Here is a 25,712-nt window from a genome sequence, read left to right on the forward strand (position 1 = left end):
TTGATGGGCGCGCTATCAAACGCCTCTGGTATCAGTGCTGGGCATCAGGTTGATAAATCAAATCATCACGGTGGCGTTTCAACGGTTGCTCGCCGAGCCAGCTGGTATAGCCGAGGGGTTGCTCGCCACCGAGCGCCACGCCCGCGACATCCTCCTGATGCAGTTCCAGCTGCACCTCCCAGTTGTATTCAATGCCGAGATAGTGACGCACCCAATCCACCACCTGCTGTGCATGACGGGCTCGCGGGAGTAACAGCTGATAATCCTTCAGGCGCAGCGGGCCAAATCGCAGGCGAAACTTGTGCTGAATGTCGCGCACAGCCCCGCCGAGAAAGGCGGTTTCCCCCAGGCGCGGCGCATGCTTTCCGGCGCGCAGCTGTGCCTGTTCACGCTCACCGATCTGCATCCACTGTGGAATGTTGTTTTGGATGGCGACGGGCACCTGAAAGTACCAGCTCAGGCTGCGCGTCAGGCCTTCACCATCGTGGGTTTGGCGGGTGAAGTGCCCGGCGAGGGCGTAGCGAGCGTGCTCATTCAGGCTGCCACGCTGCTGTTGCAGTGCCGGCTGGCCGACGCCAGTGAGGCAGGACAGGTAATGATTAAACTGATGATGGTCAGGACGATCGAGGGCGATCGCAGGCTGGGCATCCGCCCACGCGCGGTAAAACAGTAAAATCAGCCGATGGTGAAACAGATTGCAGAAGTCCACCATGCTGTGGTCGCCGAAATGCGTCACGCGCTCGTGTGCATATTCGGTGAGGTGCAGCGGCAGCGGGCCGTTGGGGCCAAACAGGCCAAAACTCCAGATATCCACTTCATGCATTGCCTGTCCACTGCGTGGGCGAATCCCCGCCAGGGTGGCGGGCGCGAAGGCCAGCGACGGTGATTGTCCCAAACGCAAAGGCTCATCACGTGGCAGCGGCGCACGTCCGAGTGACCAGCCGTGACCGGCCTGTGCATCAAGGCGGCGCAACAACTGAAAAAGATCGTGCTGGAAAGGCGTAGCACAGCGTTTTGCCCAGAAATCATCCGGCAGGCGACAGGCAATGCGCCAGCCGTTGTGCAGCGCGGTCACAGCAGTGACCTCTTGCCCATTTGCGGCGGCCAGTAGCCCACTTCACCACGCTGGCTGCTGTTCAGCGTCAGCTCCGTAAAGGTGTTGATGGCCACCATGCGGCTGAATAGCGTGGCGAGCACGCTGCCCAGCATCCACGGGCTGGCCCCGCCAAAAGCGTGTTCATCGACTGTCAGGGTGATGGCAATACCCCGCGCAAATACAATCGGCCCAGGCTCGGGCACACGACGAAACACCGGACGCAGTTCGCAGTGGCGCACGCCTTCAATTTGACGCGCCGTTGCCGCTTCCGCGGTATTGGCATACAGCGACAACAACTGACGCAGTGAAGCCGCGCCCTGATCGCCCTCGCTCTCCATTAAACTCAGGTAATTGAGCTGCAGTTGGCTGATCAGCCGCCATGCCGTTGCGCCCGCAGCGAGTGCTGGCCGGGGCACACTCGGTCCCTTGCGCAGATGAATCCCCAGCACGGGCGCAGAGGTGGGCAGGGTAAATTGATCCATGCCTTGCTGTTTGAGCAGCAGCGGTAAGTCGCGATTGGTACATAACACGTCGGCCATGACGTATTGCACCGCCTCAGACCACGGCGACTGGTGCTCATCTACCAACGTGACAAACAGCTCGGAACCATTGTAACCGGTGCGCGTGCCGTAAATTTTTGCCTGATCGGACAGCGTACGCTGCTCACGTCGTTGTGAAAAATAGGCACCGTAGTTGCCGTGATCGCTACCAAAGCTGTGCCAGAACGGGCGAAAAACTTGCTCTTGATGCATCGCCTGACCGCTGCCGTACAGGCGGCCCACGCTGAACACCTCGTAATCGAGCGGGTTGGTATTATCCACCACCAGATGATAATCGTTGCGTCCTTCCGTCAACTGAATGCGCTCGGCCACACGGGGAAACAGGTTGATGGCCGGTGTGCAATGCAGTGCCAGATGCGACGCGTCTACCCGATTTTCGAGGTCGTCGTCGGCTTTATCCAGCAGCAACACGATCTCCATTTCAGTGGCACCACGCAGCTGTTTCACCAGCGGTTGTAATCCGCTGGTGCGGAAAAACAGGAAACGTGCCGGAAAAGCGAAATACTCCTGCAATAAACGATAACCGGTGAAATTACGCTGATCGTCGGGCAACAAGGCCTCTTCGGCGGCGAATCCTTGCTGCTGCAGGGCATCAGCTTCCAGCAATACGTGCTGCGTATTATCCAGGCTGCGATACAGCACGCCGACGCAATGCGCCATCAGTAATTCCATTAGCTCACTGGCGGGCAGATCGGCACCACTCAGATGAAAGCGGATATCGGCCATCTCCAGCTGATGCAGCGGGATGTTGCCGGTGGTTTGCAGGCGGATGCGTAACGCGCGCACCGCACCACGTTGTGCGAGATTGGCGGCTGAGACCGGCAGATTCGCGGGCAAGCCGCCGAGTGAAACGTCACTGAGCTGCAGCGGTAGTAGCGTGACGTCATGAGCGGTGCGGTATTTGCAGCTTACTCCTTTGCTTTTCATCGCCTGATTTTCAATCAGTGAGCCGCGCGGGATGGAAAACCCGCTGCTGATCTTGCCTTTCATGTGGTCCGGCTGAAACTCGACAATCGCCATCGACGGCGTCGGGGCAAGGTAATTGGGGTAGATCATCTCCAGCAGTTGCTCGGTGAAACGCGGGAATTCGGCGTCCATCTTCAGCTGCACGCGAGAGGTGAGAAAGGCAAATCCTTCCATTAAACGTTCGATGTAGGGATCGGCGACGTCGATTCCTTGCATACCCAGGCGACCAGCCACTTTCGGGTAACGATCGGCAAATTCCGCGCCCATCTCACGCAGATAGTTGAGTTCGCGATTGTAGTAGTCGAGCAGTTGAGGATTCATGCTTCGGCGTCCTTCAGGTCAAAACGGCTGTGTTCCAGATCGAGTTCGGTACGAAACACAAACGCCAGCGGCCAGGGAATGCACCACAAATTGCCGCTGATTTCGATGGAAAGGGTGTTGTGGTTGTTGAGTGCGTTGACGTCGGTTAAGCAGCGGATTTGCAGGTCATGCGGGATGATGCGCGGCTCAAACTGCAACATCGCGCGGCGCAGCGCCGTGCGTACGTCATCCCACTCAATCTCCGACATGCGTTTGCCTGCCAGCGGGGTCAGGCCAAAGTTGATCACTGACATCTGCGCATCAGGCCAGGGCTTTAAATCGTGCTGGCTTTCGTTATTGATGCAGTTAAACAGCCATTGCAAGTCACGCAGAACCTGCGTGCGCAGGGTTTGGTGACTGATCGACTGGCGGCCTGACTCGACGTTCTGCTGTTCAGGATGGTCGTCCGTCAATCGATCCAGCAAGCTGGGACGCATCTCATCACGAGCCGTGATGCGCTGCTGGCTGCGCGCCTGCCAGCCAGTGAAACTGTCGGGATGGGGTTTCATTCAGGCTCCTTAATATTTCGATGCGAATGAGTGGCGCACCGGCTCATGCTTGTCAGCTAAGCGACAGGCGATCACGCAGTCTGGTGTCGTTCAGGGGCTGACGGTCCTCGCGCCGCTAAAGCGGTACCTTCACGCCATTCGTCTGCCTCACGGACCGGCGGGAATGGCACATCGTGTGCCAGCCCGCCTTTCGCCCGCATCCATGCGGGCTCTCCTGGCAGACTCACTCTGTTCAGCGCTGCGGATTGTCAGCCCCTGAACGACCCCAGCCTGCTCCTCAACATGAGTGCGTGATGTGATAAGGCACGTCTAGCTCGTCGGTTGGGTAGGATCGCGTTGCTGCAGACGAAGCGCCTCGACCTGATGCCAGTTGAGCTGGCTGGGGCTGGCGTCAATCTGCCAGCGATGTAACGCATCCGCCATCAGCTGGGCATTGGCGTTGTCATCATGCAATTGCGCTTCGCTGGCTTTTACCAGCACATCACCGTGAAAACGCCAGGCCAGATGTGCAGGATCCCACGGCAGTAATAACCAACTCTGCGCGTCCACGCCGCTGGCGAGGATCAAACGCTGATTGTTGGCTGCCACCACCTGCGCGTCGCGGGCACCGACGGGCAGGTCGATCAGCGGATACCCTTGCAGGAACCAGAGTGCCGCGCTGGCGTCAGCTTGATGCAACTGACCGGCACCGCTGATCCAACCGTCCTTGTCACACTGCGGATGCGCATCAAAGGTAAAGCGCGCATCGCCTGACGCGGGCCAGTAGGTGCGCATTTGGCAGTTATCATTGATGCGGAAACGCTGCCACGGCGTGGTGTCGGCTTGCGCGACCACGACTTTCGGTTTGGGCGGGATACGCCAATTCTCTTTCGCCGTCACATCACCTTCACGCACTGCTTTGCCGTTGCTGTCGATCAGCGTCCAGTGCAGCGTGTTGAGGCCGCGACACTGGCGTTGCAGCAGCTGACCAACCTGTGGCACGAAGGTTTCCAGCGCATCCGGTTTTAACTCGCCCTGCGGTTCGAAGTGCAGCGCCACGCTGTCGTCACACCAGCTTTTGACGCGTCCATCCACTACGTTATCCAGCCAGGCGCTGAGACGCAGCGTGGGCGACCAGACGATGCGCACGCTTTTGGCTTCGCTCGCCACGGGCAACAGCAGCAGCGATAGCAATACTGCGGAAGCAGTTTTCATCGCCTTCTCCTCAGTCGCGCTGCGACAACAAAATACGCTGCGCATCGCCCAGTGAACTCAGCAGCGTGGACTCTTGCGGATCGCCCATCCACACCGCCATGGCGCTGAAGTTGTCACCGTTGTCCTCTGGCTTCATACGCTGCAACAGCGCCAGCCACTCTTGCGGATGGCTCACCATGCGCAAAGTTTGCTCCAGGTCACTGACGTCCATCTCGTGCCAGAAGCCATCGGTACACAGCAAAAAGACATCGCCATCTTCCAGCGCCAGCACATCGCTGTAGCTGGCTTCTCGCTCCTCTTTCATGCCCAGCGCGAAATAGAGCAGATTTTGATTAATCGCCTCGCTGGGATAACCCGCGTCCTGCATGCGCTGCGCCAGACTATGATCGCGCGTCATTTCCAGCAGGTAGCCACGTCGAAAGTGGTACAAGCGGCTGTCTCCGGCATGCGCCCAATAGGCGAGCTGGTAATCACGATCGATAAACAAACTCACCAGCGTGGTGCCCATATTTTTCAAGGCGTCGTGATGGTGCTGCTGCTGTTTGATCGCCTGATTAGCGGAGGCGATATAGCCACGGATGCGCTGTGCATCCAGATGATTGTCGCCGTCAAACTGGGTGATGATGGTGTCGCACGCCAGACGTGCAGCGGTGTCGCCGCCGTTCTCGCCCGCAATGCCGTCGCACATCACGAAGCAGGCGGCGCGAGCGCCCAGCGCGTTCGCCAGTCGGTCCTGATTGGTGCTGCGTTTGCCCTGATGGCTGATGGACGCGAACGTTATATTCATCATTGATCCGTTTTTTGCGTTTGCAGGTCTTTGTAATGGTTCACTTCAACGTCGTAGGCGTGCAGGAAGGCTTCGCCAAACAAGGTATGAAAATCGTCGTCAATTTCACTGGCGATGGTTTGATAACGTTTCACGAACGCATCCCAACGCGCGGCCTTACGTGAGGCGGAAAACAGATGGCGACTACTCTCTTCCTGCTGCAAATTGTCGGGGTTAAAGGATTGCAGCATGGCGGTGATGATGGCGCGGATACCGGCAATCATGCCGAGCTGGTGCGCTTGCAAGTCGACCAGCGCATCGCGCACCGCTTTTTCGGGTTCCATAAAACCTGGCATCTGGCTGCTGAACATCTGCACCAGCACGCTTTTCCCCGAGGGCAGCAGCTTGAACGGGTTATTCGCCTGTTCGAGGATCATGGTCATTTCGGCATTCACGCCACGTTTCAGCATGGTGCGCGAGGACAACAGCGCGACGGTGCCTTGTGAAAACAGACTCAGCAGCTGGCCCAGCAGATGCATCTGCTCTTTGTCGAGATGCGGCTGGCTATCGAGATCGGCGAGGTCGGCACCCTCAAGAAATGCCTGTAAAAGTTCTGACTCCACGCCTGGGGTATTTGCGGCACGTCGCTGCGCGGCGGTTTTGTAACTCACCGGATCGATGCCCATGCGGCCACTGGCTCGACGGGCATTGGAGTGCTCGGGTTGCCCTTGCTGAACACGCGGTGTCGGAATCGGTGCGGGTTCAGATAGCGGTATTTCTGACAATGGTGTTGGCAATGGCGATGCGGGTGTTGCAGTTGGCGATGCGGGTGCCAATGCAGAGGTTACGGGTGCTGAAGTCTGTACCGCAGCGGGTGGTGGCGTGTGCTGCGCAGCGAACGCAGGCGCGGCTTCCGGCTGAAACAGGTCAGGCGGTGTTAACGGCTGCGCCTGACCGTTCATCAGGCCAAAGGGATCGCTGTCATCAGGCTGCGCGCTGCCGCTGCTGCCAAACAGCGCCAGTGGGTCGAGTTCGGTTTGCGGTTGCGGGTGCGCCACTCGCGGCTGATCGCGCAGCGTCGTGGGCGTGGCATCCTGCAAAATAGTGGGCTGCTGGAACAGGTCATTGTCGGTAAACAGGCGTGCCGGATCGCTTTCGCGTACGCCAAGCTCGGTCAGATCCGTGTGCTGCGATTCCTGACTCAGCGGATCAATCGGATTGAGCGCTTTCGCGGCGGGCTGCGTCAGCGGATGCTGCGCATCGGGCGCGGCTGGGGCCACTTTGGGCGTGGCAAAATCCCGCGACAAACTGTCCCAAATCTCACCGGGCACGTTCGCCTCAGTGCTGCGCGGTACGGCTTTCGCCTGTGCAGAGGAGGGCATCGAGACGCGCGGCGCCGGCATTTGCCCATCAATCTCACTCACTTCCAGCGTGTAATCGCCAATGCCGAGCAGATCGCCGCTCTGTAATTCCACCTGGCGACCGTGCTCCAGCGGAATGCCGTTAAAATCCACGTTGATCACGTTACCGCGATTGGTGATGCGGCATTCGCCTTCGGCAGAGGTGTGTACCAGCAGTTGCAGCCGCGAAATGGTACGACTGTCGTCGGGCAGGATAAAGTTGTTGTCTTCACTGCGGCCAATGGTGCCGCCTGGCGGGTAGAAATCAACGCTGGTCAGCGGAGGCTGTACGCCGTTTTTACTCTCAACAAGGGTGAATCGCATAGGCATTACCTGCAAAAGTGCATGCGAGGGCGCCCCGAGGGACGCCCCAACAAACCGATCGGAATCGATTAAGACGCGGTGTTGGTTTTGATATTCCAGCCGAAAGTGGTATCTGCACCCGCTGCGCCGTCTTCCGACTGCTGGGTATAGATATCTTCGACCTGCGCCGCCTGGAACGAATACTCGATCCCTACGGTGTCATCATCACGTGAACCGGTGAACTGCACGCTGGTCACCAGCACTTCGGTCAGATTGATTTTGTTGTAAATAATCTGCGAGCCGCCGGCTTTGGTGACGTGAAACTCCAGGGTGGGGATGTGCTTACCGTTGGAGCAGTACAACATCAGCGTTGGTGTCGCTTTGTCGATACGCGCGTGCACGTGCAGGTCCTGATAATTAACTTTACCTGCACCGCCGCCGCCACCCACGCTCATGTTATTCGGCTGATTCGCTCCCCAGTTGAAAGAAAGAATATCGATCCAACCGGTGTGTGCTGAGTCTTTAGATTCGCCTTCCACGCCTTCCGGCTTCAGATACATTGCGATGGTCATGCTGATAACACTCCTTAGTAATGAACAAGCAAAAAATGGGCGAAAATGTGCGCCCAGAGGGTTTTATCCTTGCTGCTGTTTCAGCGAAGGGAGTTTCGATACCAGACGCAGAGAAACCGTCAGGCCTTCAAGCTGATAGTGCGGACGCAGGAAGAACTTCGCGGCGTAGTAGCCTGGATTGTCCTCTTGCTCCTCAACGGTGACGCGCGCATCAGCCAGCGGCTTGCGGGCTTTGGTTTCCTGAGTGGAGTTGACCGGATCCCCATCGACGTAGCGGATGATCCACGAGTTGAGCCAGCGCTCCATATCGGCGCGCTCCTGGAAGGAACCGATCTTGTCGCGCACGATGCACTTCAGATAGTGGGCGAAGCGGCAGCAGGCAAACAGATAGGGCAGACGAGCCGCGAGTTGGGCATTGGCGGCGGCATCGGCATCGTAATAATCTTCTGGCTTTTGCAGTGACTGCGCGCCGATAAAGGCGGCAAAGTCAGAGTTTTTCCGGTGCACCAGCGGGATAAAGCCGTTTTTCGCCAGTTCGGCTTCACGACGATCGCTGATGGCGATTTCGGTTGGGCATTTCATGTCCACGCCGCCGTCGTCGGTTGGGAACACGTGGCACGGCAGATTCTCCACCGAACCACCGGACTCCACGCCACGAATCGAAGTGCTCCAGCCAAACTGCTTGAATGAGCGGTTGATGTTGGCGGCCATGGCGTAAGCGGCGTTGGCCCAGGTGTAGTTTTTATGGGTAGCGCCTTCGGTATCTTCGGTGAAATCGAAGCTATCGACCGGGTTAGTGCGAACACCGTAGGGTAAACGTGCGAGGAAGCGAGGCATCACCAGGCCGAGATAGCGGGTGTCTTCACTTTCACGCAGCGTGCGCCATGCGGCGTATTCGGTGTTGGAGAAGATCTTGGTGAGATCGCGTGGGTTAGCCAGCTCCTGCCAGGACTCCATCTGCAACGCGCTGGGGGCCGCGCCGGTGATCACCGGACAGTGCGCGGCGGCACCGATTTTCGCCAGTTCGCCCAGCAGCTCAACATCCGGCGGGCTGTGGTCAAAGTAGTAATCCCCGACCAGGCAACCGTAGGGTTCGCCACCAAACTGGCCATACTCTTCTTCGTAGATTTTCTTGAACAGCGGGCTCTGATCCCAGCCCACGCCTTTGTAGCGTTTCAGCGTGCGGCTCAGCTCTTTTTTACTGATGTTCATCACGCGGATTTTCAGCATCTCGTCGGTTTCGGTGTTGTTCACCAGATAGTGCAGGCCGCGCCAGGCGCCTTCGAGCTGCTGAAAACTCTCGTGATGCATAATGGCGTTGACCTGCTGCGACAGTCTGGCGTCAATTTCAGCGATCAGCGCCTGAATGGTGCGGTAGGCATCGTCAGACACCGGCAGGGTGTTTTCCAGCGCCTGTGCAGCGAGGGTTTGCACCGCCTGTGAAATAGCGTCACGCGCCTGATCGTTGTTCGGGCGAAACTCTTTGTTCAGCAGCGCGCTGAAGTCGCTCTGGGTGACGGTTTCCGTCTGCAGGCGTGCGTTTTGAGAGGCAGCATTACTCATCGTGTTTCTCCGTTTCGCTTTCATCGTTCGAGGCGGTAGCCGGTTTAGGGGCTGCGGCCAGCGTTTTCAGTAAGGTCGGGTTTTTTAGCACTTCGGCAATCAGCGCTTCGGCACCGTTTTTGCCATCCATGTAGGAGAGCAGGTTGGAGAGTTGCGTACGGGCTTCCAGCAGCTCATTGAGAGGATCCACACGGCGCACAATCGCATCGGGCAGAAAATCTTCCATGCTGTTGAAGGTGAGAACGACGCCGACTTTGCCTTCACCGGTCAGGGTGTTATCCACGTGATACGCCAGATGCGGCTTCAGCGCTTTCATGCGCTCATCGAAGTTATCGATATCCACTTCGAGGAACTTACGCTCGGCAATCTCCGGCTGATCTTCCGTGGGTTGCCCCACCAGATCGGCCATCACGCCCATCACGAAAGGCAGCTGCACCTTGCGTTCAGAGCCATAAATCTCCACGTCATACTCAATCTGCACGCGTGGCGCACGGTTGCGCGAGATGAACTTCTGTCCACTGCGGGCGCGTTTAATGGTGGGGAAGTTAGCCATAGTGTTCTCCATGAGTTATGTGCCTGAGATCAGGCGTTTATTCGCCCGCACGGCCAAACAGGCCCTGCAGTTGGGTGACGGCGTCGGGCGCTAGGTCACGAATAATGTCGAGGAAATCGAGTTGAATCAGACGCTGTACGCGTTCGAGCATGATCGGTGCCGGATGGCTCGGTTCGTGTTGCTGAAAGTAGAGGCGGATTTTTCCAGCATCAACTCGGCATCAGCGCGAGATTGGATCGGGACCTGCTGCCAGCTCAGCGGTGCAGGGCGGACAGTGGCCGCAGGCTGCACTGGCTCTGATGCTGTTTCTTCGGCTGCTGGTTCCGCCGCAGCGGGCGGTGCCGCCTGTACCGGCAGCAAAGGCAGCAGCAGGGTGAGCGCTTTTTCCGTGGTTGCGAGGTCCGGCCGATCTGCCGCATCAAGATGATGCTCAAGCGACTCACGCAGCAGAGTGAAATGATGAGTGAGGGTGTGAATGGCCTCGGCACTGGCGAGGTCCGGCTGCTGTAACGCCTCACGTAAACGCGCGATCCCGCCGGGGAAATCGGCCACTTCGCTTTTGCTGCCGTCGAGCAGGGCGATGGCATCCCGCAGGGTAATTTCACCGGTGGCGCTTTTCAGCAGCCAGCAGTTGCGCATAGCCCGGCATAAGCCCGATTGCGAACCCAGTGCTGCCAGTGCACTGACGCGCATCAGCAGATCCGGTTCGCCGTCAAACTCTAGCGCCGGATGCAGCGTGGGCCAGTAACGCGCGATGGATTCACTCAGCAACGTGATGCCAGCCGCGCAGCCCGATAATCCCTGAGTGTGCGTCCAGGCTTCCGACAGGATGAGCAGTAAACGAATATCCCGCGTGCGGCTTAACAGTTGCTCGGCCTGCTGCGCCACCAATTGCCAGTCGGGTGGCTCGGCCGGAATGATGGTGTTGCCAAACTGCTGCTCCGTTTTGCCACTGCGCGCCTGCTCCAGTGCCATAAACGCGGCATCGTACTCGAGGTCATCACCGCAGGGCGCATCGTCACGCAGCGGTGCAAGAAGGGCGTCAATATTCATCTTTTCACCGTTAAGGCTGACCAAACAACGGCGGTTCGCCGCGGCTGGCATGGGGTGGATTGAACAAACGCAAAAACAGCTGGGTGGTGAAGTTGCCGCTGTGCGAATGGCTGTAAAAGGCGCTGCCGTCACTCTGGTTGCTCCACCAAAAACTGCTGTATTGGGCGGGGTCAAAGTAGTGCACCACCTGCGGCCAGTTGAGGTTGCAGGGCGTATCCTGATAACCGATAACATCAAATACATCCGACTGCGGTGGCCGTGCCAGCTGCGCCGGTAACGCGTTCAGCGCGTGATCAAATTGGTCGCCGCTGTAGCGGTTTTGCACCGCCAGCGTCAGCGTCTTGCCTAACTGGTGATACCAGTCTCCGGCGGTGTGCAGCTGCATGGCGTGCCAGTCAGCCGGGGCAAATAACTGCATCGCGCACAATGGATATTGGCGACCCACCCGATCGCGCGTCGGCAGCAGACAACCCATCTGGATCATCGGTACGCCGAGGGTGGCAGGAATGATGAAATTCCACACCGGCGCACGTCCGCTGGCGGGCTGTTGTGCCAGACGCGGCAGGCTGCTTTGAAACCATTGCGCCCAGTTATCCACCAGCCGCGCGGGCAAGCGACGGCGCATAAAGTCACCGCTGCCGGGGAGTTTGCCGTACCAGCCCAGGGGTGAAGTTCTGTTTAACGGTGTATTCATGGGCAGCTAAACCCCGGCAGTTGCAGCGGATTGCGCACGCTGTTTGGCGTGTAAGCCAATACCACCTGATGGCCACCGAGCGAGAAGGTGGCGCGTTGGCTCTGGCCGCTGGCCGGGCTCCGGCTGGCTTTGTCGAACAAACGATTCAGCGCCCACGGGCCGCTGGTGTTGAGCGTGTTGGTGGTGCCGTCGGTCAGGCCAATCTGCATGCGTACCTGCTGGGTATTGCCGCTGCCCGGCCAGCTCACCACTTGCGGCGTCTGCGGGCCGTGGCTGTAGCGCAGGATCTGTCCGTCGACATCCAGCGTCAGGTTGAGAATGCTGTTATCCATGCTGATGGGCGTGATGGTCAGGCGATAAGTTGGCGTGGTTGAACCGTTGGCAAACAGCGCTTCGCGAATCGCCTGCGCCTGTTGGAAAGGACGCAGCAGGCTGGTGCCGCCGGGTAAGGTTTTCCATCGACGCCGGGGGCATAGCGCCAGTTGCTGTGGGTGGTATCCACTTTGCTGGCGAGATTGTCGCGGAAGAAGCTGTCCATCAGCCCGGTGCCCGGCGCGAACATGCGCGCCAGATCGTCAGGTGTCACATCGGTGCCCGAGGTGCGGTTGAACGGATAGCGCCCGGCAATTGCGCTGCGGCAAAAGCTGCCCACTTCCACCCCGACACGCTTCTGCATATTGCTCATGTCGCGCTTTTGCGTATCGCTGCTGGCGCCGACGGCTAACTCCAGCAGCAGGGTGCGGAACGGTTCGGGTTGACGTCCGGCATCGGCCTGCATACGGGAAATAATGCTGCTGTCCGGCGGTGACATGCCGCTGTTGCTGGCGTCCTGCACGGCAGTGAGATAGCTGTAGAGATCGTCGATATCCTTTAGCTGGGCATCAAACGGGATGCTGCTCTGTTTAGGATCGCTGACCTGCGCTTGCTCAATGATGCTGGCAAAGTGCGCCATCACCCGCTGCTCCGGTGCCTCAATATTGCCGCTCTGTGCCGCCTTACGTGCACGGAACAGGGCCTGCAAAGTGGCGGTGGCGTTGTTATTGACGTAATGGGTGCTGCGCTCCAGCAGTGACGGCTGATCCTGTTTGGCTTTCTCATCCTCGGGTGGCGTCAGCGTCAGATTGCGGCTGAGATTAATGATCAGCTGGCGCAGTGGCGAGGTGCGGCCGGACAGCAAGCGCGCCATATTGATACGGGCGTCGAGGCTATTGATGGGCTGCAGCTGAATATCCTGCAGCAGCGCATCCCACTGACGCATGTAATCGTCGAGGTACAGGCGGCGCACCGTCTCTTCCAGCGTGTTCTGCTCGTCGGCGCTTTCGCGGCGGGTCAGCACCCAACGATCTTCCTGCAGCAAACTGGCCGCCACGTTTTTGATGTTGCTGTTGAACGGTCCCCAATATCCGGCGGGAGTGAAGAAGCCGGGTATGGCTTCGGTCAACGGCTTACCGCTTTTACGGCTGAACACCAGTTCGGTTTGGGCTCCGCTCAGATTGACCACGCTGACGCCTGGCGTGATACGCGGCATCAGCAATCGCTTGAGGCGGCCATAGACGCGTGTTGACAGCGGTGAACGGCTGATCATCTCGATCTGGCGCACCACCAGCGGCTCATCGCGCTCAAACGGAGAGGCGTTGATCTTGTCGTCGAGCAGCTGACCAAGGTGATAATCCAGCGCCTTTAACTGCGCCTGCGGGGCATTGGCGCCCTGCGTGCGCTGCACGTTGAGCATCACCCAGGCGTGCAGGAATTTGCCGTCATAGTGCTGCGGCAAATAGAGCATTTGATAGGCTTTCAGCGCTTCATAGCTGTAATCCACGTCGCTGCCGTTATCACTGCGCAGCCAGTCGGTGATGTTGCGGGCGATCACCGGCAGCAGCATCTGTTCCAGCGCACGTTGATAGAGTGAATCTGAGGCGGTCGAGACCTCTTCACCGCGATACAATCCGGCGCGCCAGCTGAGCGGCGGCTGTTGCAAATCGCTGAGCTTATCGCTAATGGGCAAACCCGCCAGGCTGTTGAGGAACGGTAGCTGCGAGAAAATATTTTCCCCGTCGAGCGGTGACAACGCTTTACTCTGTTTCTCAATATCCGGCACACGCTGCTGTACCTCTGCCAGGTAACCTTTGTTGTGCTGATAGCTGGTAAACCAGCCAATCAACGCCAGCAACAGCAGCAGAGCCAGCACGCCGTAGGTGATCAAGTGAACCAGACGATTACGCACTGCCCACCAGCGGTTAATGCCCGCCAGCCCGGCCTCCTTGAACACCACTTCAGTCAGCATCTGATGCAGAAAGAAACTCTGACCGTGGCCCGGCTGAGGTGGCTCAGCATCAGCAGCACGCAGCGCCGGTAAGCCCAGCGCACGGCTCATCTGGCCCATCACGCGGTCAAACGGCAGGCCCTCCTGAGTGCCGCTGGTGAAATAGACGCCGCGTGGGATCAGTTTGGCGTCATAACCGGAGGTGGCAAACACCACGTCGAGGTAGTGTTTCAGCAGCGGCTTCAGTGCCAGAAACTCCTGCGGAAAAAGATACATTTCGGCGCGTTTCAGGCTGTTATGTTCATTGATCATCAGGTCGGCCAGGCCGGCATCGAGTCGCTGATGTAAGCGATCAAACTGCGGTTCGAATGCCGAGGCTACGTCAAGCTGCTCCTCGCTCCACGGCCAGGTGAAACCCCAGATTTGATCGCGCTGCGCTTTGTTCATGGCACCGAAGCTGGCGGCAAAGCCTTTCAACAGGTCGGTTTTGGTGACCAGCACATACACCGGGAAGGGGATCGCCAGTTGGTCGCGCAGTTCCAGCAGGCGTTGGCGCAGGGCGCTGGCCTGTTGATGACGTACATCCTCGGACTCACTCAGCAAATCACCGACGCTGATGGTGATAATGGCGCCGTTCACCGGCTGGCGTGGGCGATACTTCTTTAGCAACCCAATAAAACTGCGCCACTCGGAGGCATCCTGCTGACGGTCACTTTCCTGAGTGGTGTAACGCCCGGCGGTATCCAGCAGGATCGCTTCGTCGGTAAACCACCAGTCGCAGTGGCGCGTACCGCCGACGCCGCGCAGGGCGGTTTTGCCAAACTGCGCCGCCAGCGGGAAGTGCAAACCCGAATTCACCAGTGCGGTGGTTTTCCCTGCTCCCGGCGCGCCGATCAGCATGTACCAGGGTAATTGATACAGATACTGGCGATTGAGCTTTTGCATCCAACGTGGCCAGCGACGGCTTTCCGGGCGGTTAAACCGTGCCTGACGCAGCAACTGTGTGGCCTCGCTGAAACGTTCCGCAAGTGGATGCTCAGCCGACATTTCATCGGCGGGTGCACTTTCCACCGGCGCGATTTTTGCACCAGACGACGGTTCTGCCAGCGACGCCACAGGCGCGGCACCACGCGGTAGCTGATCCACAGCGTGTACAGCACGGCGATGGCGATGTAGCGATACAGCGCCGATTCCAGCGGGCGGTAGTCACCAATCGCCACCAGCGGGCCGACGGTCCAAATCAGCAAGCAGAGTGCGGTAATGCCGAGGCCGCTCCACATCAGGCGGCTGGTGGCAATGGAAAACACAGTGCGAATCATGGCCATTCCTTTTAATGCACGCTGTTGAGTTCGGTTTCTGTCTGTTTAGGCGCAACCAACAGAGTGATTTCGACGCGGCGATTACGTGCGCGATTGGCCGCGGAATCGTTGGGCGCCAGCGGGTTACTCTCGCCACGTCCTTCCACGATGATGCGCTGCGGCTGCTGCAGATCCTGCGCCAGCATCTCCTGTACCGACTGGGCACGCGCCAGCGACAGGGCATAGTTAGAGTTGAAGCGGGCACTGCGAATCGGCACGTTGTCGGTGTAACCGCTGACGCGAATCTGGCCGTTAACGTTGTCCATGGCCTGCGCGATGCGGCGGATCACCGGGTGATAGCGCTCGCGAATGGTGGTAGCCGCGGAATCAAACACCCCGTCACCGCGCAGCAGCACCACGCTGCGGGTGGCTTCATCACGCACCGTAACCAGCCCTTCAGCGATTTCAGGCGCGAGGAAGTGGCGCAGATCCAGCGTCGGTGCCGCCGGCGCTGCCGGACGGGCGATATCCACTTTCGGCAGATCGGTTTGGTAAATGGCCGAGAGCACCGGCGCGGTAAAGTGGTTGAGCCGCCAGTTCAGCGCGATGTAAACCGCACAGCCGAGCAGCGCCAGCAGGGCGGCAAAACTCCACAGTGGGATCAGCGGCTTCCACAGCTTTTGTTGTACCGGCTCATCCAGCGGCTGCGGTGACAGCGGCGGCGGGTAAGGGCCGCGCACCGAGCGAATCAACTGCAGCAGACGCAGTTTCAGAGTTTCCAGCTGCGTGCGGCCGTTCTCCATGATGCGATAACGGCCTTCGAAGCCGAGCAGCAGGCAGGCGTTCATCAGCTCCAGCAACAGGATGTTTTGTTGCGGATGCTGCGACAGACGCGCCAGCAGTTGGAAAACTTTTCGCCTCCCCAGGTTTCATTGTGGAAGGTGACCAGCAATCCGCTGCGCGGCCAGACATCGCGACTGCCCACGGCGTGAGCGCTGCCGCTTCATCCAGCGAGGTGCACAGGCAATAGCGTGCGCCGACGATGGTTTCATACGGCAGCTGCGCCTGCTGGCACGCCACTTCAAAGCGGCGCACCAGGTCGATCAGCTGCTGGCGCAGGCCCGCTGGATTGTCATGGGTAACCGAATGGCGCAGTTGCGCGATGGAATTGATCAACGGATTGGCAATCGCCACCAGCGGATTCTCATGCGCGGAAGCGGCTTCCAGTTCGCCATTAAGTGACTGCGGCTGCATCATGATCGCTTATCTCCGTGCTTAATTGCGCGCATGGCGCAGCGCCCAAAGTTGCAGGTCGAGCCCGGGAAATTCCCCCGCGAGGTGCAGCGCAAAGGCTTCGGCTTTCGCCATCTGCTGCCACAAATCACCGCTGCGCTCCAGCTCGAAGTAGACGTAGCCAGAGTGCCAGGGAATTTGTCGCGGTGCGGCAGGCATCACGCGCAAACCAATGCCGGGCAGCTGCAACTGCACCAGGTCACGAATGCGCGTCACCGGGGCAATTTTCATCTGCGCCGGGAAGTGGGTAATCAGCATTTCACCCGGCAGATCGGCGCGCACTGCCAGCACAAATCCGTAATCGCGAATCAAACTGACGTCGGACACCGTCGCAACGTACAGGCCGTGAGAGCGTTCGGTTAACGTCAGCTGCAGCGCATTTTCTTCCATCACCAGCGACAGGCTTTGGCGCAGTTGAATCATCAGGCGGCTAAAGCTGAGATAGAGGTTATCGTGGTCATACACCGGCAGCTGCTCGCCGGGGCGACGCGACGGCGACCAGCTGGATAATTCAGTGGCAAACTGCAACCACTCGCTAAACAGGCGCTCGGGATGCAGCTGCGGCAGGCGGCGGCTGTGCGCCACCTGACCGATGTAGCGGTTAATCAGCGTCAGCAGCATGAAATCGATCATCTCGGTATTGCCGCCACGTCCCGCTTGCTGCAATCGTTCGGCCATTTGCTCACTGCGCTGCTGCAGCAGGCCGTGCATATCGTTAAGAAAGGCGGTGATGGCCGGGGAAACATGACCGTTGAGCAGCGGGGGAATGTAATCGCTGTCGAGCGTCAGGGCACGATCGCTGCCGCTGCTCTTCACACGTGCCACGCCGACGGCGGTCCACTCGGCGTTAAGGTCAGCGGCGGGCATCAGGCAGAGACGCAGGCGACCAAACTGCATCGGCGCACGGCCCACAGAGGAGGCATTGAGATCGTCTACTTCACGATCCTGGCTGAGATAACGCGCCAGTGAATCGCTGGCATCGCTGAAGATCACTTCGGTCTGGCCCTGACGCTGTTCCGGCAAGGCCAGCACCACGTCGATAGGATCCTGCACATCACTCAAGGCCAGCGGTGCAGGGCCATTTTCGGCACCGTTAATCACAAAAGGCGTGCCATCGGGCAGCAGACCGCTGGCTTCGGCTATCGCCAGTTTGCCCTGACGCAACAATGCCTGATCGATACTCAGCGTCATAAAACCCCAGTGCCACGGACACTGCAGTTTGCCCCAGCTGCGGCTGTACGCTTCCAGCCAGCGTTCCGACTGTTGAAAATGGTGAGGACGTAAAAACATCCCTTCACTCCAAATCACCTTGTCTGCGGTGTGCATAGCGTCTTCCTGAGTCCGTTTAATCGTCTTGAGCCGTAAGATGCAGACCGGCTGCGGTGGCATTCACCTGGCCATGCAGTGCATCGGGCGAGAATTGCCAGAACTTGTAGAAATTGGTGTCGGTGGGGGCGGGCAGCGGGACCACCACGCGCCAGGCTTTGCCGTTGAGCGTGGCGTATTCGGCGATCACCCCCAGATAGCGTGCCTCCAGTGACGGACTGCCGCTCAATGTTTGCTGGGGTTGCTGCGAGGTCAGAAAACGCTGCTGGGTATCCAGCAGATCCGCGCCCAGCACCGCTGATGCGTTGTTTTGCAGTGAATAGAAGTCAGCCGACTGGAAGTTGGCGTCAGAGCGCAGCACAAATACCCGTACCTTTAACGGCGCGCCGTTGTTGGCGTTTGGCGTAGCGTTGAGCGTCAGTTGCCAGTTGGCCGGTACCTGACGTGACGACGACATACAGCCGCTAAGCAACAGCAGCAGGCTAAACAGCACCGCGATGCGCGCCCTCATTACTGAATAATCCAGGTCGATGAGCTGCCTTTCCGGCACGCCTGGTCGCCAGAGCCCACGCCAATACACTGCTGCTGGGCACGACGTGGACGCGCTGCCTGCGCTTTCACCGTGGCGCTGTAGCGATCTGCGGTGACAGCGGCGCGATAAGGGATATAGCCGCTGAGTTGGCCGTTATCTTGCGTCGATACCGCCAGCCAGCTGTTTTCCACTTCGCCTAATACTTGCAGCGTGGCACCGGCATCCAGCGTCTCCATGCGCAATCCACTGAAGTCGGGCCGGTTCATCAATGACGCCGGATAGAGGGTGCGATACGCGGCGTTGACTGGCGTGAACTGCTGTGGAGCCTGGATGATGTGCATATGCACCAGCGCCACCTCGTTGACGGTGCTGGTTTCAAGGGTATCCGCCGTGACGATCGGCGCTGGAGCCTTGCAGCCGGCAAGCAGCGCCGTAGCAAAAAGGGTGGCGAGAAAAGGGAGTTTGTTGTGCTGTTTTGTCATTTTTATCAACGTCCTGTGTAAAAAATATGAGCCATCAAAAGGGGGGCGCAGCGGCAGCGCTTAAGTCGCCAGCAACGCCACCGTGGTCTGGCTTGGCGTGATGCGTACGCCGGGCGCATTGGCCACGTTTTGCTGCGTTACGCTGCCCATGCGCGTGGCGGGCATGCCATTGATTAACAGCGAGTTACAACCGGTAAGATGACGCGATAAGCCCATAAAGGTTTCTGAAATCACGCCGCCCAGCACGCCCGCTTCATCACCCTGGGTCATCGGCGTGATGGTGGAGAGGTTGTGCGCAGGCATACCGGTGAACAGCACCGTGCTGGCCGTCGGCACCGCGGTGTTGCCGAGTGCCAGATTGACGAAGGTGACCGGTGCCGGGGTTTTGCACACATCGGCAATCGCCTGATCGGTGCCACCACACTGACAATTTGCAAACATGCTGTTTCCTCTTAACCCATGTGAATCTGTTTACCGTCGACACGCGTCAGCGCTTCGCTGCTGATCAAGGTGGTCGGCGCACGCAGGCGGGTGAGTTGACTGGTTTTGATATCCAACTGGCCCGCCCGCACTTGCTCGGTGTGGGTGGTGCGGCGCAGCAGGTGATGACTGATCTGGCTCAGACTGTCCCACACGCTTTCGCAGCGTTGCCCAAACAAACGACTGAGCGAGACCCACAGCGCGACCTTTTCGCCGCGATAGTTGAGTTCGTCGATCTGACAGTCGCCGTGCTGCGCGGTCAGTTGAAACTCCGGGCTGCGCAGCGTGAGTTTCTGGCTGGTGCTGAGCGTTAAGTCGCCGTCGCAGTGCAGCTCAGCAGCTTGCTGCGGTTGGGCGCGCACCAATACCGCCAGCAACCACAGTTGCTCACCGGCGCGGTACAGCAACACGCGGTCATCCACCTGCGGCGTAAGCAGCAACTGGCAGCGCGTTGGCCGTGCCAGCGGCGCCCGTCGATCAGCACCTGAACGGAGCCGGTTGCGTCGATGCTCAACAGTTGCCCTTCAGCCTGTAACGGCAGATCCAGCGGCATGGCAACGGTTTTTTCAGCGTGATTCATGGTGATCCTCGTGAGGGGTTAACCGGGTGTGCGGCTGCCAGTTTTCAGCGGCAAACAGCGCTTCATCCTGCTCGATGATGCCGTCACGGCAGGAGAAACGACTCTGCTGCTGGCTGGCACGATGCAAACGGGTGTGGGCAAAGTGCGCGTCACGCAGATCGGCGTGATCGAGCATGGCGTAGGAGAAATCGGCGTAGTGCAACTGGCTGTGCTGGAAGTTGGTACGTTGAGCGCGCGCCTGTTGCAGCACCACGCGCTGGAGCTGGCAATGGCTAAAATCGGCATCTTCTAACTGCGCCTGCATAAAAATGGCCTGATTGAAGTTGCCCTGGTGACAGCGTGCTTCGCACATCACGCTGCCGGTAAACAGTGCCTGCGTGGCCAGCACCTCGCGTAGATCCGCCGCACGCAGCGATACCTGGCTGAAGTTGCACTGCATCAGCTCTGCGCCCTGAAAACTGGCTTCATCCAATTTGCTGGCGGTGAACTGGCTACGGGCAAAATGCTGCTGACGGTAGTCGCCGCCGCGCATATCGCACTGATAGAAGGTGCAGAGCGCAAAGCGGCTGCTGTGCAGATCGCTGCGCCGCAGGTCAAGACTCATCAGTGTGCACTGTTCAAGGCTGGCATGACGCAGCAGCATCTGATACGTCGACAGTTCGATAAAACCGCTCTGAAACAGCGACGCCAGCAGGAAACTGCTGTCACTGAGGTCGCCTTTATTGAACTGGCTGTTGATGTGGATGCTTTCGCTGAAGTCGCTCTCCATCAACTGGCACTGATTGAACAGACAATCGGTTAGCGTGCAGCCGCTGAACTGCGTGGCGACCATCTGGCATTGGCTAAACAGCGTCTCGCGCAGCTGCGCCTGATCAAACTGCGCCCCGGCCAGCTGGCATTCGCTGAATTGCGTTTCATGTAAATTGCAGCCGCGAAAATCGCCTCCCACCAGATCGACCGCGATAAAACTCCCACCGGAAAGATCCATGCCGGCAAAGTTACGCGCGGCGGGCGCAATGGCATGAATGATGTTGCCCTGCTTGATGGCGTGTTGAATTTGAGTTGGCGTCATGGCTATACCTGATGTTCGCGACGACGCGGCAGCGTTTTCATACTGTCGGTCAACGCATCCTCGAAGCGGGTGTGAGAATCAGTAAAGGTCTGCGACAAATCCGCGCGGAACAGATTGCAGTCACTGAGATCGCAGCCGGCGAGCTGGCTTTTCTGCAAATCGGCACCGAGCAGCAGGCTGCCTGTAAGCCGTGCGGCGCGGAAATCGGTACGCACGAACCGGCTGTGGTGAGTGCGCATCAATCGCAGGCTGGCACCGCGGCAATCGGCACCGCTGAAATCGCTGTTGTGCAGCGTGGCCTGATCGAAGTTGGCCGCCTGCAAATCGATGTCACGCAAATTACATTCGGTCAGTTGGGCGCGGCGGAAATGCGCCTGAGGTAACTGACTCTGCGCAGTAAACATGCACTGTTTCAGCTGCGCATCGTCAAAGCAGAGATCGGATGAGGTGCAGGTCACCAGCGAGAGGCCTTGCGCGTTAACGTGATTAAATCGCACTGCATTTAACCTGCACTGAATCAGGTTGCTCTGGACAAAATGAGTGTGGCTGAAATCCAGTGCTTCCAGCGACAAGTTCATCAGGTCACAGCGATCGAGCAGGGCATGTTGCAGGTTGCAGTGGGCTATCGTCGCTTGTTGGATAAACAGCTGACGCAGTAGCGCACGCTCAAAGCGGCAGTGTTCGAGTTGACACGCTTCCAGCTCGACTTCGCGCAGGCTGCTGTCACTGAAGTCACTTTGCCAGCACTGCGCCTGCGCCAGATTGGCCCCGTCTAAGAGACAGTGCGTCAGGCTCGTGTGATGGAACTCAGCACGCACCAACACTGCACCGCGCAGATCGGCACCGTCCAACTGGCAGTGGCTGAAATCGGTGTTCTCCAGCAGCGCGTTTTCCAGATCGATACCGCGCAGATCGAGACCGGAAAGATCGGCTCCGGTTAAATCCCAACCGCGCGCGTCTTGGTCGCCGCGCATGCAGGCAATAAGCTGCTGACGCTGAGCCTCTGAGGCGGCAAGACTGAGGCGAGGCGCGGAAGGCTGCTGCTGTGCGGTGAGACGATAGCTGTCGAGTAGCGCCTGTTCGCTACGCGCAATGTCGCTGTCTCGCGGACCGAGCAGATGACGATTGGCATGCAGTTCGTCGCGCTGCTGGCGATACTGGCTTACGCCATCGGGTAACGGTAATGATGCCGCGTGACTGCGTTGTGATTCCTGCTGATAGCGCGCCATCATCTGCTGATACTGCTGCTCACCTTCTGCTTCCTGCCGCGCAAACTGACTCGCCAAATCATCTTCTATGGCGAATTTATGCAGGCTGCTTGCCGGCACCGGTTGATCGAACTGCTGGCGCTGTTGCTGTTCATAACGCATCAGGTTTTGCACCAGCGGACCGGGATCACGGTTCAGCGCGGTGGAGGCCACGTGGGCGAGAATCTCTGCGTCAATCAAGTCGCTTTCACGCAGTGCGTGCAATGCCGCATCAGGATCGCTGCTGCGCTGCTGGTGGATCTGGCGATAGTGCTCAACACCGCGCGGCGCGTCTTCACGCTCCAGCGCAACCATCAGCGATTGCACGTCAAAGGCATCATCGTGATTGATGGCGCAGCAGCCGTGCCAGATCAGTATCATTTCGTGACAGTGCGGCAGAAAGTGCAGGGTGGTCGCGCGCATTGTCAGAGCTTCAAACAGGATTTCATCCTGCCGCTGGCGCGTGATAAATGCCTGCGCCTGCCAGAGGGGCAATTGGCCCTGCATGATCGGCTGCTGCGGATGCATATTTTCAATGCGCCAGCTGGCACCGCGTGGCAACGCATCCTGTTCTGACCACCACTGATCGGCGGCGGCTTGATTAAACACCCGCCAGTCGGTATCGCGTGGGAAACCTGGGTATTCATGTTGCAGCCAGCGGTCATCAAAATCCTGCCCCATCAGCGCCTGACGCATCGGATGGTCCATGGCGATGGCATGCATTTGCACCGACTGGCCGTTTGCAACGCGTTGCTGCTTGCGCAGCTGGTCGATCTGAATCAGCACATCAACCTGCGTTTGCTGCGGGGCGGCGTGGGCAAAACCGCTGACCAAAAATTCAGCACAGGCTTTGGGGATGGCCATGTCCAACACGCCGTCGGGCGATTGCAGCACTTCACCAACGCGCTGCCAGAGGGTTTGCTCATCACGCAAGGCTGGGGTGGCTGACATATCTAGCAGGGCGATCGCCGCAACGCCGAGGTAATCCTGCTGCTGCCAGCGATAGGGGCGCGACAGCAGGCTGAGATGCGAAGGCTTGATGATCTGCATTACGCATCCGCCCATGGATTGAACGTAGGGTCGTTTTCATCAGCAGGCGGATTATCATTCTGGTTGTTGTTGTTGTTGTTGTTGTCCCGCTCGGCTTGCTCACGCGTCTGGGGGTTATTTTTCTGCGTCACCTTCTCTTCGCGCTGTTTTTCCCAATCGGTTTTCTTCTTATCGTCGGCTTCCTGCTTGATGGTCTTACGTGCATCGCGTTCATCAGTGAGTTTTTGGATTTTCTCTTGCAGGGTATTACCGAGTCCTTCACTGACCGCGCCGCTCATGATCGACATCATGTTGGTGCGCAGGGTGTAAAACGGAACCTGCTCGAAACGCTGCAAATCGGCTTTGTATTCAACCTGGGTCTTACTGCGCTTCAGGTAGGTGTAATCCATGCTCACCCCTTTCACGGCAAAATCGCTGGTGCTGGCGGCGACGTTGCTGACGGCGTTCACCGTGCCATTGACACCGTTGATGGTCAGGCCGATGCCGGTGGTGGTGAAGTTCGCACCGGTGACGGTGTAGTAACTGCCGCGCGAGGTGTGATAGGTCGTGGGTGCGCTGGTGGAGACCGTGTCATTGCTGTGGAGGGTGACTTTGCCAGGCGCCCAAATTTTCAGCGCGCCGTCTCCCTCTTTGGCGGCATAAATCTTGATGGCATTGTTTGCCGAGAGGTTGAGATCTTTCTGCGCGTGAATATCCAGCGACTCTTCGCCGGATAAATCTTCGAACGAAATAAAGTTGCCATTGCTGGCATCGCTGTTACCCACGGAGCGCGTCCAGACACCGCTTTTCGACCATGACCAGGAGGTGGCAGCTTCGGCGGTAATGGTGTCGCTATCGGCGATATCGCCTTCGCTGCCAATGGTTAACAGACTTTCGCCCACCGGCAGCGTTTGCAGATTGTTGAATACACGGCCGGTGATCACCGGCATGTGCGGATCGCCGTTGATGAAATCCACCACCACTTCTTCACCGACGCGGGGAATCTGGTAATGACCTTGTTGACTCCCCGCCCAACCGCTGGCGACACGTAACCAGCAGGAGTAGAGATCCTGTTCGTTATCGGGTTTGAACCACAGGAATTTCACCCGCACGCGACCGTATTCGTCGGTGGCCACCGTGCTGTTATCGCCTTTGCTGGCATCGGGAGCGTTGACCACCACGGCCGTTTGCGGGCCGCTGGTGCGCGGCCAGCGCGTGCTACGTGCCGGGCGCCAGTTAACCGTGGCGGGCACCACGCGGAAGGAAAAGCAGTGGCGCGTGAAGTCTTCGTCGTTACTGGCGTAACTGTTTTCCACCAGTTGGTAATCCACGGCGGTAATTAAAAAGGATTGGCCTTCGTCGCTAGCGCGTGGGGCTTTGATCAGTGCAAAGGTATAACCGGGCGCCAGTCCAAAGGCATCGCCCACGCCATCGGACTCTAACTGGCGGGCCGCAAACTCTTGCTGACGCACCGTGACGTAATTTTGCCCATCACCTTGCTGCGGATATTGCCCTGGCCATTCGCGCTGGGTTGCGGTTTTTTCCGCGTGCGACTGACCGATCTGGCCATTTGCGGAAAGATCAGCATTACTTTCCAGATAATTGTAATCGTCGTGTTGATAAAGGCTGGGAGAAATAGCGGCGCTGGCTTGCCAGATATTGATGCTTTCATCATTCACATATCCGCCTGCTGCCGCCTGATGATATTCAATGCAGTCATAGCCGGTGAAAGGCTTATGGATTGAGGGATCGTCAGCCAGAATCAACGTCTGTTTATCCATGGCATGTTCGAAATAAAAATAGATCCCTTCGTGCTCCATCAATCGCTGAATGAAATCGAAGGTGCTCTCCTGATACTGTACGCAAAAATCCCATTCGCGGTAGCTACCGGTCAGTTTATTTTCGAAGATGATGCCAGTGTCATTTAAGACCGTTTCAAGGATTTGCTTAACGGATTTTTTTGCCAAATACGGAAGCCGCGATTCTGCGTCAGATACCATAATTCAGGTCTGACCTCCGCACGATAAGTATAATATTCTTCCCGATGCTTCTCGTGCCCGACAAATGCCATGCGCGTTATTATCCCGCTCAGATAACGTGTCACACCGGGGCGAGGGTTCAGCTCAAGCGTTAACGGTTTACCTAATAAATCGGGCAAAGCGATGCTGTTATCTTTGCTAAGAAATTCAATATCATATTGATACAGGCACGACAGTGCTTCATGACCTGTCATGCTTTTGAATAACAGTGATTCACCCAATGGGGAATGCGCAACGACGACACGATCCATAATTACCCTTTGTTTTTATTTCGGCATGGCTACCGCACGGACCGCAAAATAAACTAATTTTGCATCCTGAAATAAAACGGCAATAAAAACCCGCTGAGCACTTAATTCCGTTTAAAGGGAGGCTCTGTGTAATGATTCGAATTTACAAAACTTTTAACGTTTTTATATTATTTGCTGGCCTGTGTGAAGATAAGAAACTTCCTAAACACTTTTCTAACGAAAACATGACGC

Annotated in this window: 18 protein-coding genes and 3 pseudogenes; all 21 read right to left on the reverse strand. The window is 58.1% G+C overall.

Annotated features, from left to right (window positions below; genetic code table 11):
- Window positions 1–31: 31 nt before the first annotated feature.
- Window positions 32–1,075, reverse strand: a complete 1,044-nt coding sequence (tssG, locus tag HA45_RS11055; protein WP_100700093.1) for a type VI secretion system baseplate subunit TssG — start codon at window positions 1,073–1,075, stop codon at window positions 32–34.
- On the reverse strand, window positions 1,072–2,943 hold the full coding sequence (gene tssF, locus HA45_RS11060; protein WP_100700094.1) for a type VI secretion system baseplate subunit TssF: 1,872 nt from the start codon (window positions 2,941–2,943) through the stop codon (window positions 1,072–1,074). The genes tssG and tssF overlap by 4 nt, the downstream gene beginning before the upstream one ends.
- Window positions 2,940–3,491, reverse strand: a complete 552-nt coding sequence (tssE, locus tag HA45_RS11065) for a type VI secretion system baseplate subunit TssE (protein WP_100700095.1) — start codon at window positions 3,489–3,491, stop codon at window positions 2,940–2,942. The genes tssF and tssE overlap by 4 nt, the downstream gene beginning before the upstream one ends.
- Before the next feature lie 309 nt (window positions 3,492–3,800).
- Window positions 3,801–4,685 (reverse strand): hypothetical protein, encoded by an 885-nt coding sequence (locus HA45_RS11075; protein WP_100700096.1) that lies wholly within the window; start codon window positions 4,683–4,685, stop codon window positions 3,801–3,803.
- Between the two features lie 10 nt (window positions 4,686–4,695).
- The gene (locus HA45_RS11080; RefSeq protein ID WP_100700097.1) at window positions 4,696–5,472 is read right to left on the reverse strand and encodes a PP2C family protein-serine/threonine phosphatase; all 777 of its coding nucleotides are present in this window, start codon (window positions 5,470–5,472) and stop codon (window positions 4,696–4,698) included.
- A complete protein-coding gene (gene tagH, locus HA45_RS11085; protein ID WP_100700098.1) occupies window positions 5,472–7,175 on the reverse strand; it encodes a type VI secretion system-associated FHA domain protein TagH in 1,704 nt (567 codons plus the stop codon). Before tagH ends, HA45_RS11080 begins: the two co-directional genes overlap by 1 nt.
- A 68-nt stretch (window positions 7,176–7,243) precedes the next feature.
- Window positions 7,244–7,726, reverse strand: coding sequence for an Hcp family type VI secretion system effector (locus HA45_RS11090; protein ID WP_100700099.1), 483 nt, complete (start codon window positions 7,724–7,726; stop codon window positions 7,244–7,246).
- 63 nt (window positions 7,727–7,789) lie between these two features.
- Window positions 7,790–9,289 (reverse strand): type VI secretion system contractile sheath large subunit, encoded by a 1,500-nt coding sequence (tssC, locus tag HA45_RS11095; RefSeq protein WP_100700100.1) that lies wholly within the window; start codon window positions 9,287–9,289, stop codon window positions 7,790–7,792.
- Window positions 9,282–9,854 (reverse strand): type VI secretion system contractile sheath small subunit, encoded by a 573-nt coding sequence (gene tssB / locus HA45_RS11100; RefSeq protein ID WP_420849019.1) that lies wholly within the window; start codon window positions 9,852–9,854, stop codon window positions 9,282–9,284. Before tssB ends, tssC begins: the two co-directional genes overlap by 8 nt.
- 114 nt (window positions 9,855–9,968) lie before the next feature.
- Window positions 9,969–10,895, reverse strand: coding sequence for a type VI secretion system protein TssA (gene tssA, locus HA45_RS11105; protein ID WP_366557332.1), 927 nt, complete (start codon window positions 10,893–10,895; stop codon window positions 9,969–9,971).
- Window positions 10,896–10,905: 10 nt separating this feature from the next.
- Complete coding sequence (gene tagF, locus HA45_RS11110) at window positions 10,906–11,589, reverse strand: type VI secretion system-associated protein TagF (protein WP_100700102.1); 684 nt, start codon at window positions 11,587–11,589, stop codon at window positions 10,906–10,908.
- Window positions 11,586–15,171, reverse strand: a pseudogene (gene tssM, locus HA45_RS11115) (type VI secretion system membrane subunit TssM). Before tssM ends, tagF begins: the two are co-directional and overlap by 4 nt.
- Before the next feature lie 11 nt (window positions 15,172–15,182).
- A pseudogene (locus HA45_RS28645) lies at window positions 15,183–16,404 on the reverse strand (DotU family type VI secretion system protein).
- Window positions 16,405–16,425: 21 nt separating this feature from the next.
- Entirely contained in the window at window positions 16,426–17,769 is a 1,344-nt protein-coding gene (tssK, locus tag HA45_RS11125) for a type VI secretion system baseplate subunit TssK (protein ID WP_100700104.1), read from the reverse strand.
- A gap of 19 nt (window positions 17,770–17,788) precedes the next feature.
- Window positions 17,789–18,280, reverse strand: a complete 492-nt coding sequence (gene tssJ, locus HA45_RS11130; RefSeq protein WP_100700105.1) for a type VI secretion system lipoprotein TssJ — start codon at window positions 18,278–18,280, stop codon at window positions 17,789–17,791.
- Window positions 18,280–18,783 carry a hypothetical protein gene (locus tag HA45_RS11135; protein ID WP_100700106.1) on the reverse strand — a complete coding sequence of 168 codons (504 nt, stop codon included), beginning with the start codon at window positions 18,781–18,783 and terminating at the stop codon, window positions 18,280–18,282. Before HA45_RS11135 ends, tssJ begins: the two co-directional genes overlap by 1 nt.
- 60 nt (window positions 18,784–18,843) lie before the next feature.
- Complete coding sequence (locus HA45_RS11140; protein ID WP_100700107.1) at window positions 18,844–19,224, reverse strand: DUF4150 domain-containing protein; 381 nt, start codon at window positions 19,222–19,224, stop codon at window positions 18,844–18,846.
- Between the two features lie 11 nt (window positions 19,225–19,235).
- On the reverse strand, window positions 19,236–19,703 hold the full coding sequence (locus HA45_RS11145; protein ID WP_158087310.1) for a DUF3540 domain-containing protein: 468 nt from the start codon (window positions 19,701–19,703) through the stop codon (window positions 19,236–19,238).
- Window positions 19,704–19,829: 126 nt separating this feature from the next.
- Window positions 19,830–20,915 carry a pentapeptide repeat-containing protein gene (locus HA45_RS11150; protein ID WP_100700109.1) on the reverse strand — a complete coding sequence of 362 codons (1,086 nt, stop codon included), beginning with the start codon at window positions 20,913–20,915 and terminating at the stop codon, window positions 19,830–19,832.
- 2 nt (window positions 20,916–20,917) lie between these two features.
- A complete protein-coding gene (locus HA45_RS11155) occupies window positions 20,918–23,212 on the reverse strand; it encodes a DUF2169 family type VI secretion system accessory protein (protein WP_158087311.1) in 2,295 nt (764 codons plus the stop codon).
- Window positions 23,212–25,481, reverse strand: a pseudogene (locus tag HA45_RS11160) (type VI secretion system Vgr family protein). The gene HA45_RS11155 and the pseudogene HA45_RS11160 overlap by 1 nt, the downstream one beginning before the upstream one ends.
- Window positions 25,482–25,712: the final 231 nt, after the last annotated feature.

It is taken from the genome of Pantoea rodasii (assembly GCF_002095465.1).
In the GTDB taxonomy this organism is placed as follows: Bacteria; Pseudomonadota; Gammaproteobacteria; order Enterobacterales; family Enterobacteriaceae; genus Pantoea; species Pantoea rodasii.

Excerpts from the sequence above, each read along its gene's own strand:
- tssF (WP_100700094.1), bottom strand. The coding sequence starts at position 2,943 with ATGAATCCTCAACTGCTCGACTACTACAATCGCGAACTCAACTATCTG.
- tssE (WP_100700095.1), bottom strand. The coding sequence starts at position 3,491 with ATGAAACCCCATCCCGACAGTTTCACTGGCTGGCAGGCGCGCAGCCAG.
- HA45_RS11075 (WP_100700096.1), bottom strand. The coding sequence starts at position 4,685 with ATGAAAACTGCTTCCGCAGTATTGCTATCGCTGCTGCTGTTGCCCGTG.
- HA45_RS11080 (WP_100700097.1), bottom strand. The coding sequence starts at position 5,472 with ATGAATATAACGTTCGCGTCCATCAGCCATCAGGGCAAACGCAGCACC.
- tagH (WP_100700098.1), bottom strand. The coding sequence starts at position 7,175 with ATGCGATTCACCCTTGTTGAGAGTAAAAACGGCGTACAGCCTCCGCTG.
- HA45_RS11090 (WP_100700099.1), bottom strand. The coding sequence starts at position 7,726 with ATGACCATCGCAATGTATCTGAAGCCGGAAGGCGTGGAAGGCGAATCT.
- tssC (WP_100700100.1), bottom strand. The coding sequence starts at position 9,289 with ATGAGTAATGCTGCCTCTCAAAACGCACGCCTGCAGACGGAAACCGTC.
- tssB (WP_420849019.1), bottom strand. The coding sequence starts at position 9,854 with ATGGAGAACACTATGGCTAACTTCCCCACCATTAAACGCGCCCGCAGT.
- tssA (WP_366557332.1), bottom strand. The coding sequence starts at position 10,895 with ATGAATATTGACGCCCTTCTTGCACCGCTGCGTGACGATGCGCCCTGC.
- tagF (WP_100700102.1), bottom strand. The coding sequence starts at position 11,589 with ATGAATACACCGTTAAACAGAACTTCACCCCTGGGCTGGTACGGCAAA.
- tssK (WP_100700104.1), bottom strand. The coding sequence starts at position 17,769 with ATGCACACCGCAGACAAGGTGATTTGGAGTGAAGGGATGTTTTTACGT.
- tssJ (WP_100700105.1), bottom strand. The coding sequence starts at position 18,280 with ATGAGGGCGCGCATCGCGGTGCTGTTTAGCCTGCTGCTGTTGCTTAGC.
- HA45_RS11135 (WP_100700106.1), bottom strand. The coding sequence starts at position 18,783 with ATGACAAAACAGCACAACAAACTCCCTTTTCTCGCCACCCTTTTTGCT.
- HA45_RS11140 (WP_100700107.1), bottom strand. The coding sequence starts at position 19,224 with ATGTTTGCAAATTGTCAGTGTGGTGGCACCGATCAGGCGATTGCCGAT.
- HA45_RS11150 (WP_100700109.1), bottom strand. The coding sequence starts at position 20,915 with ATGACGCCAACTCAAATTCAACACGCCATCAAGCAGGGCAACATCATT.
- HA45_RS11155 (WP_158087311.1), bottom strand. The coding sequence starts at position 23,212 with ATGCAGATCATCAAGCCTTCGCATCTCAGCCTGCTGTCGCGCCCCTAT.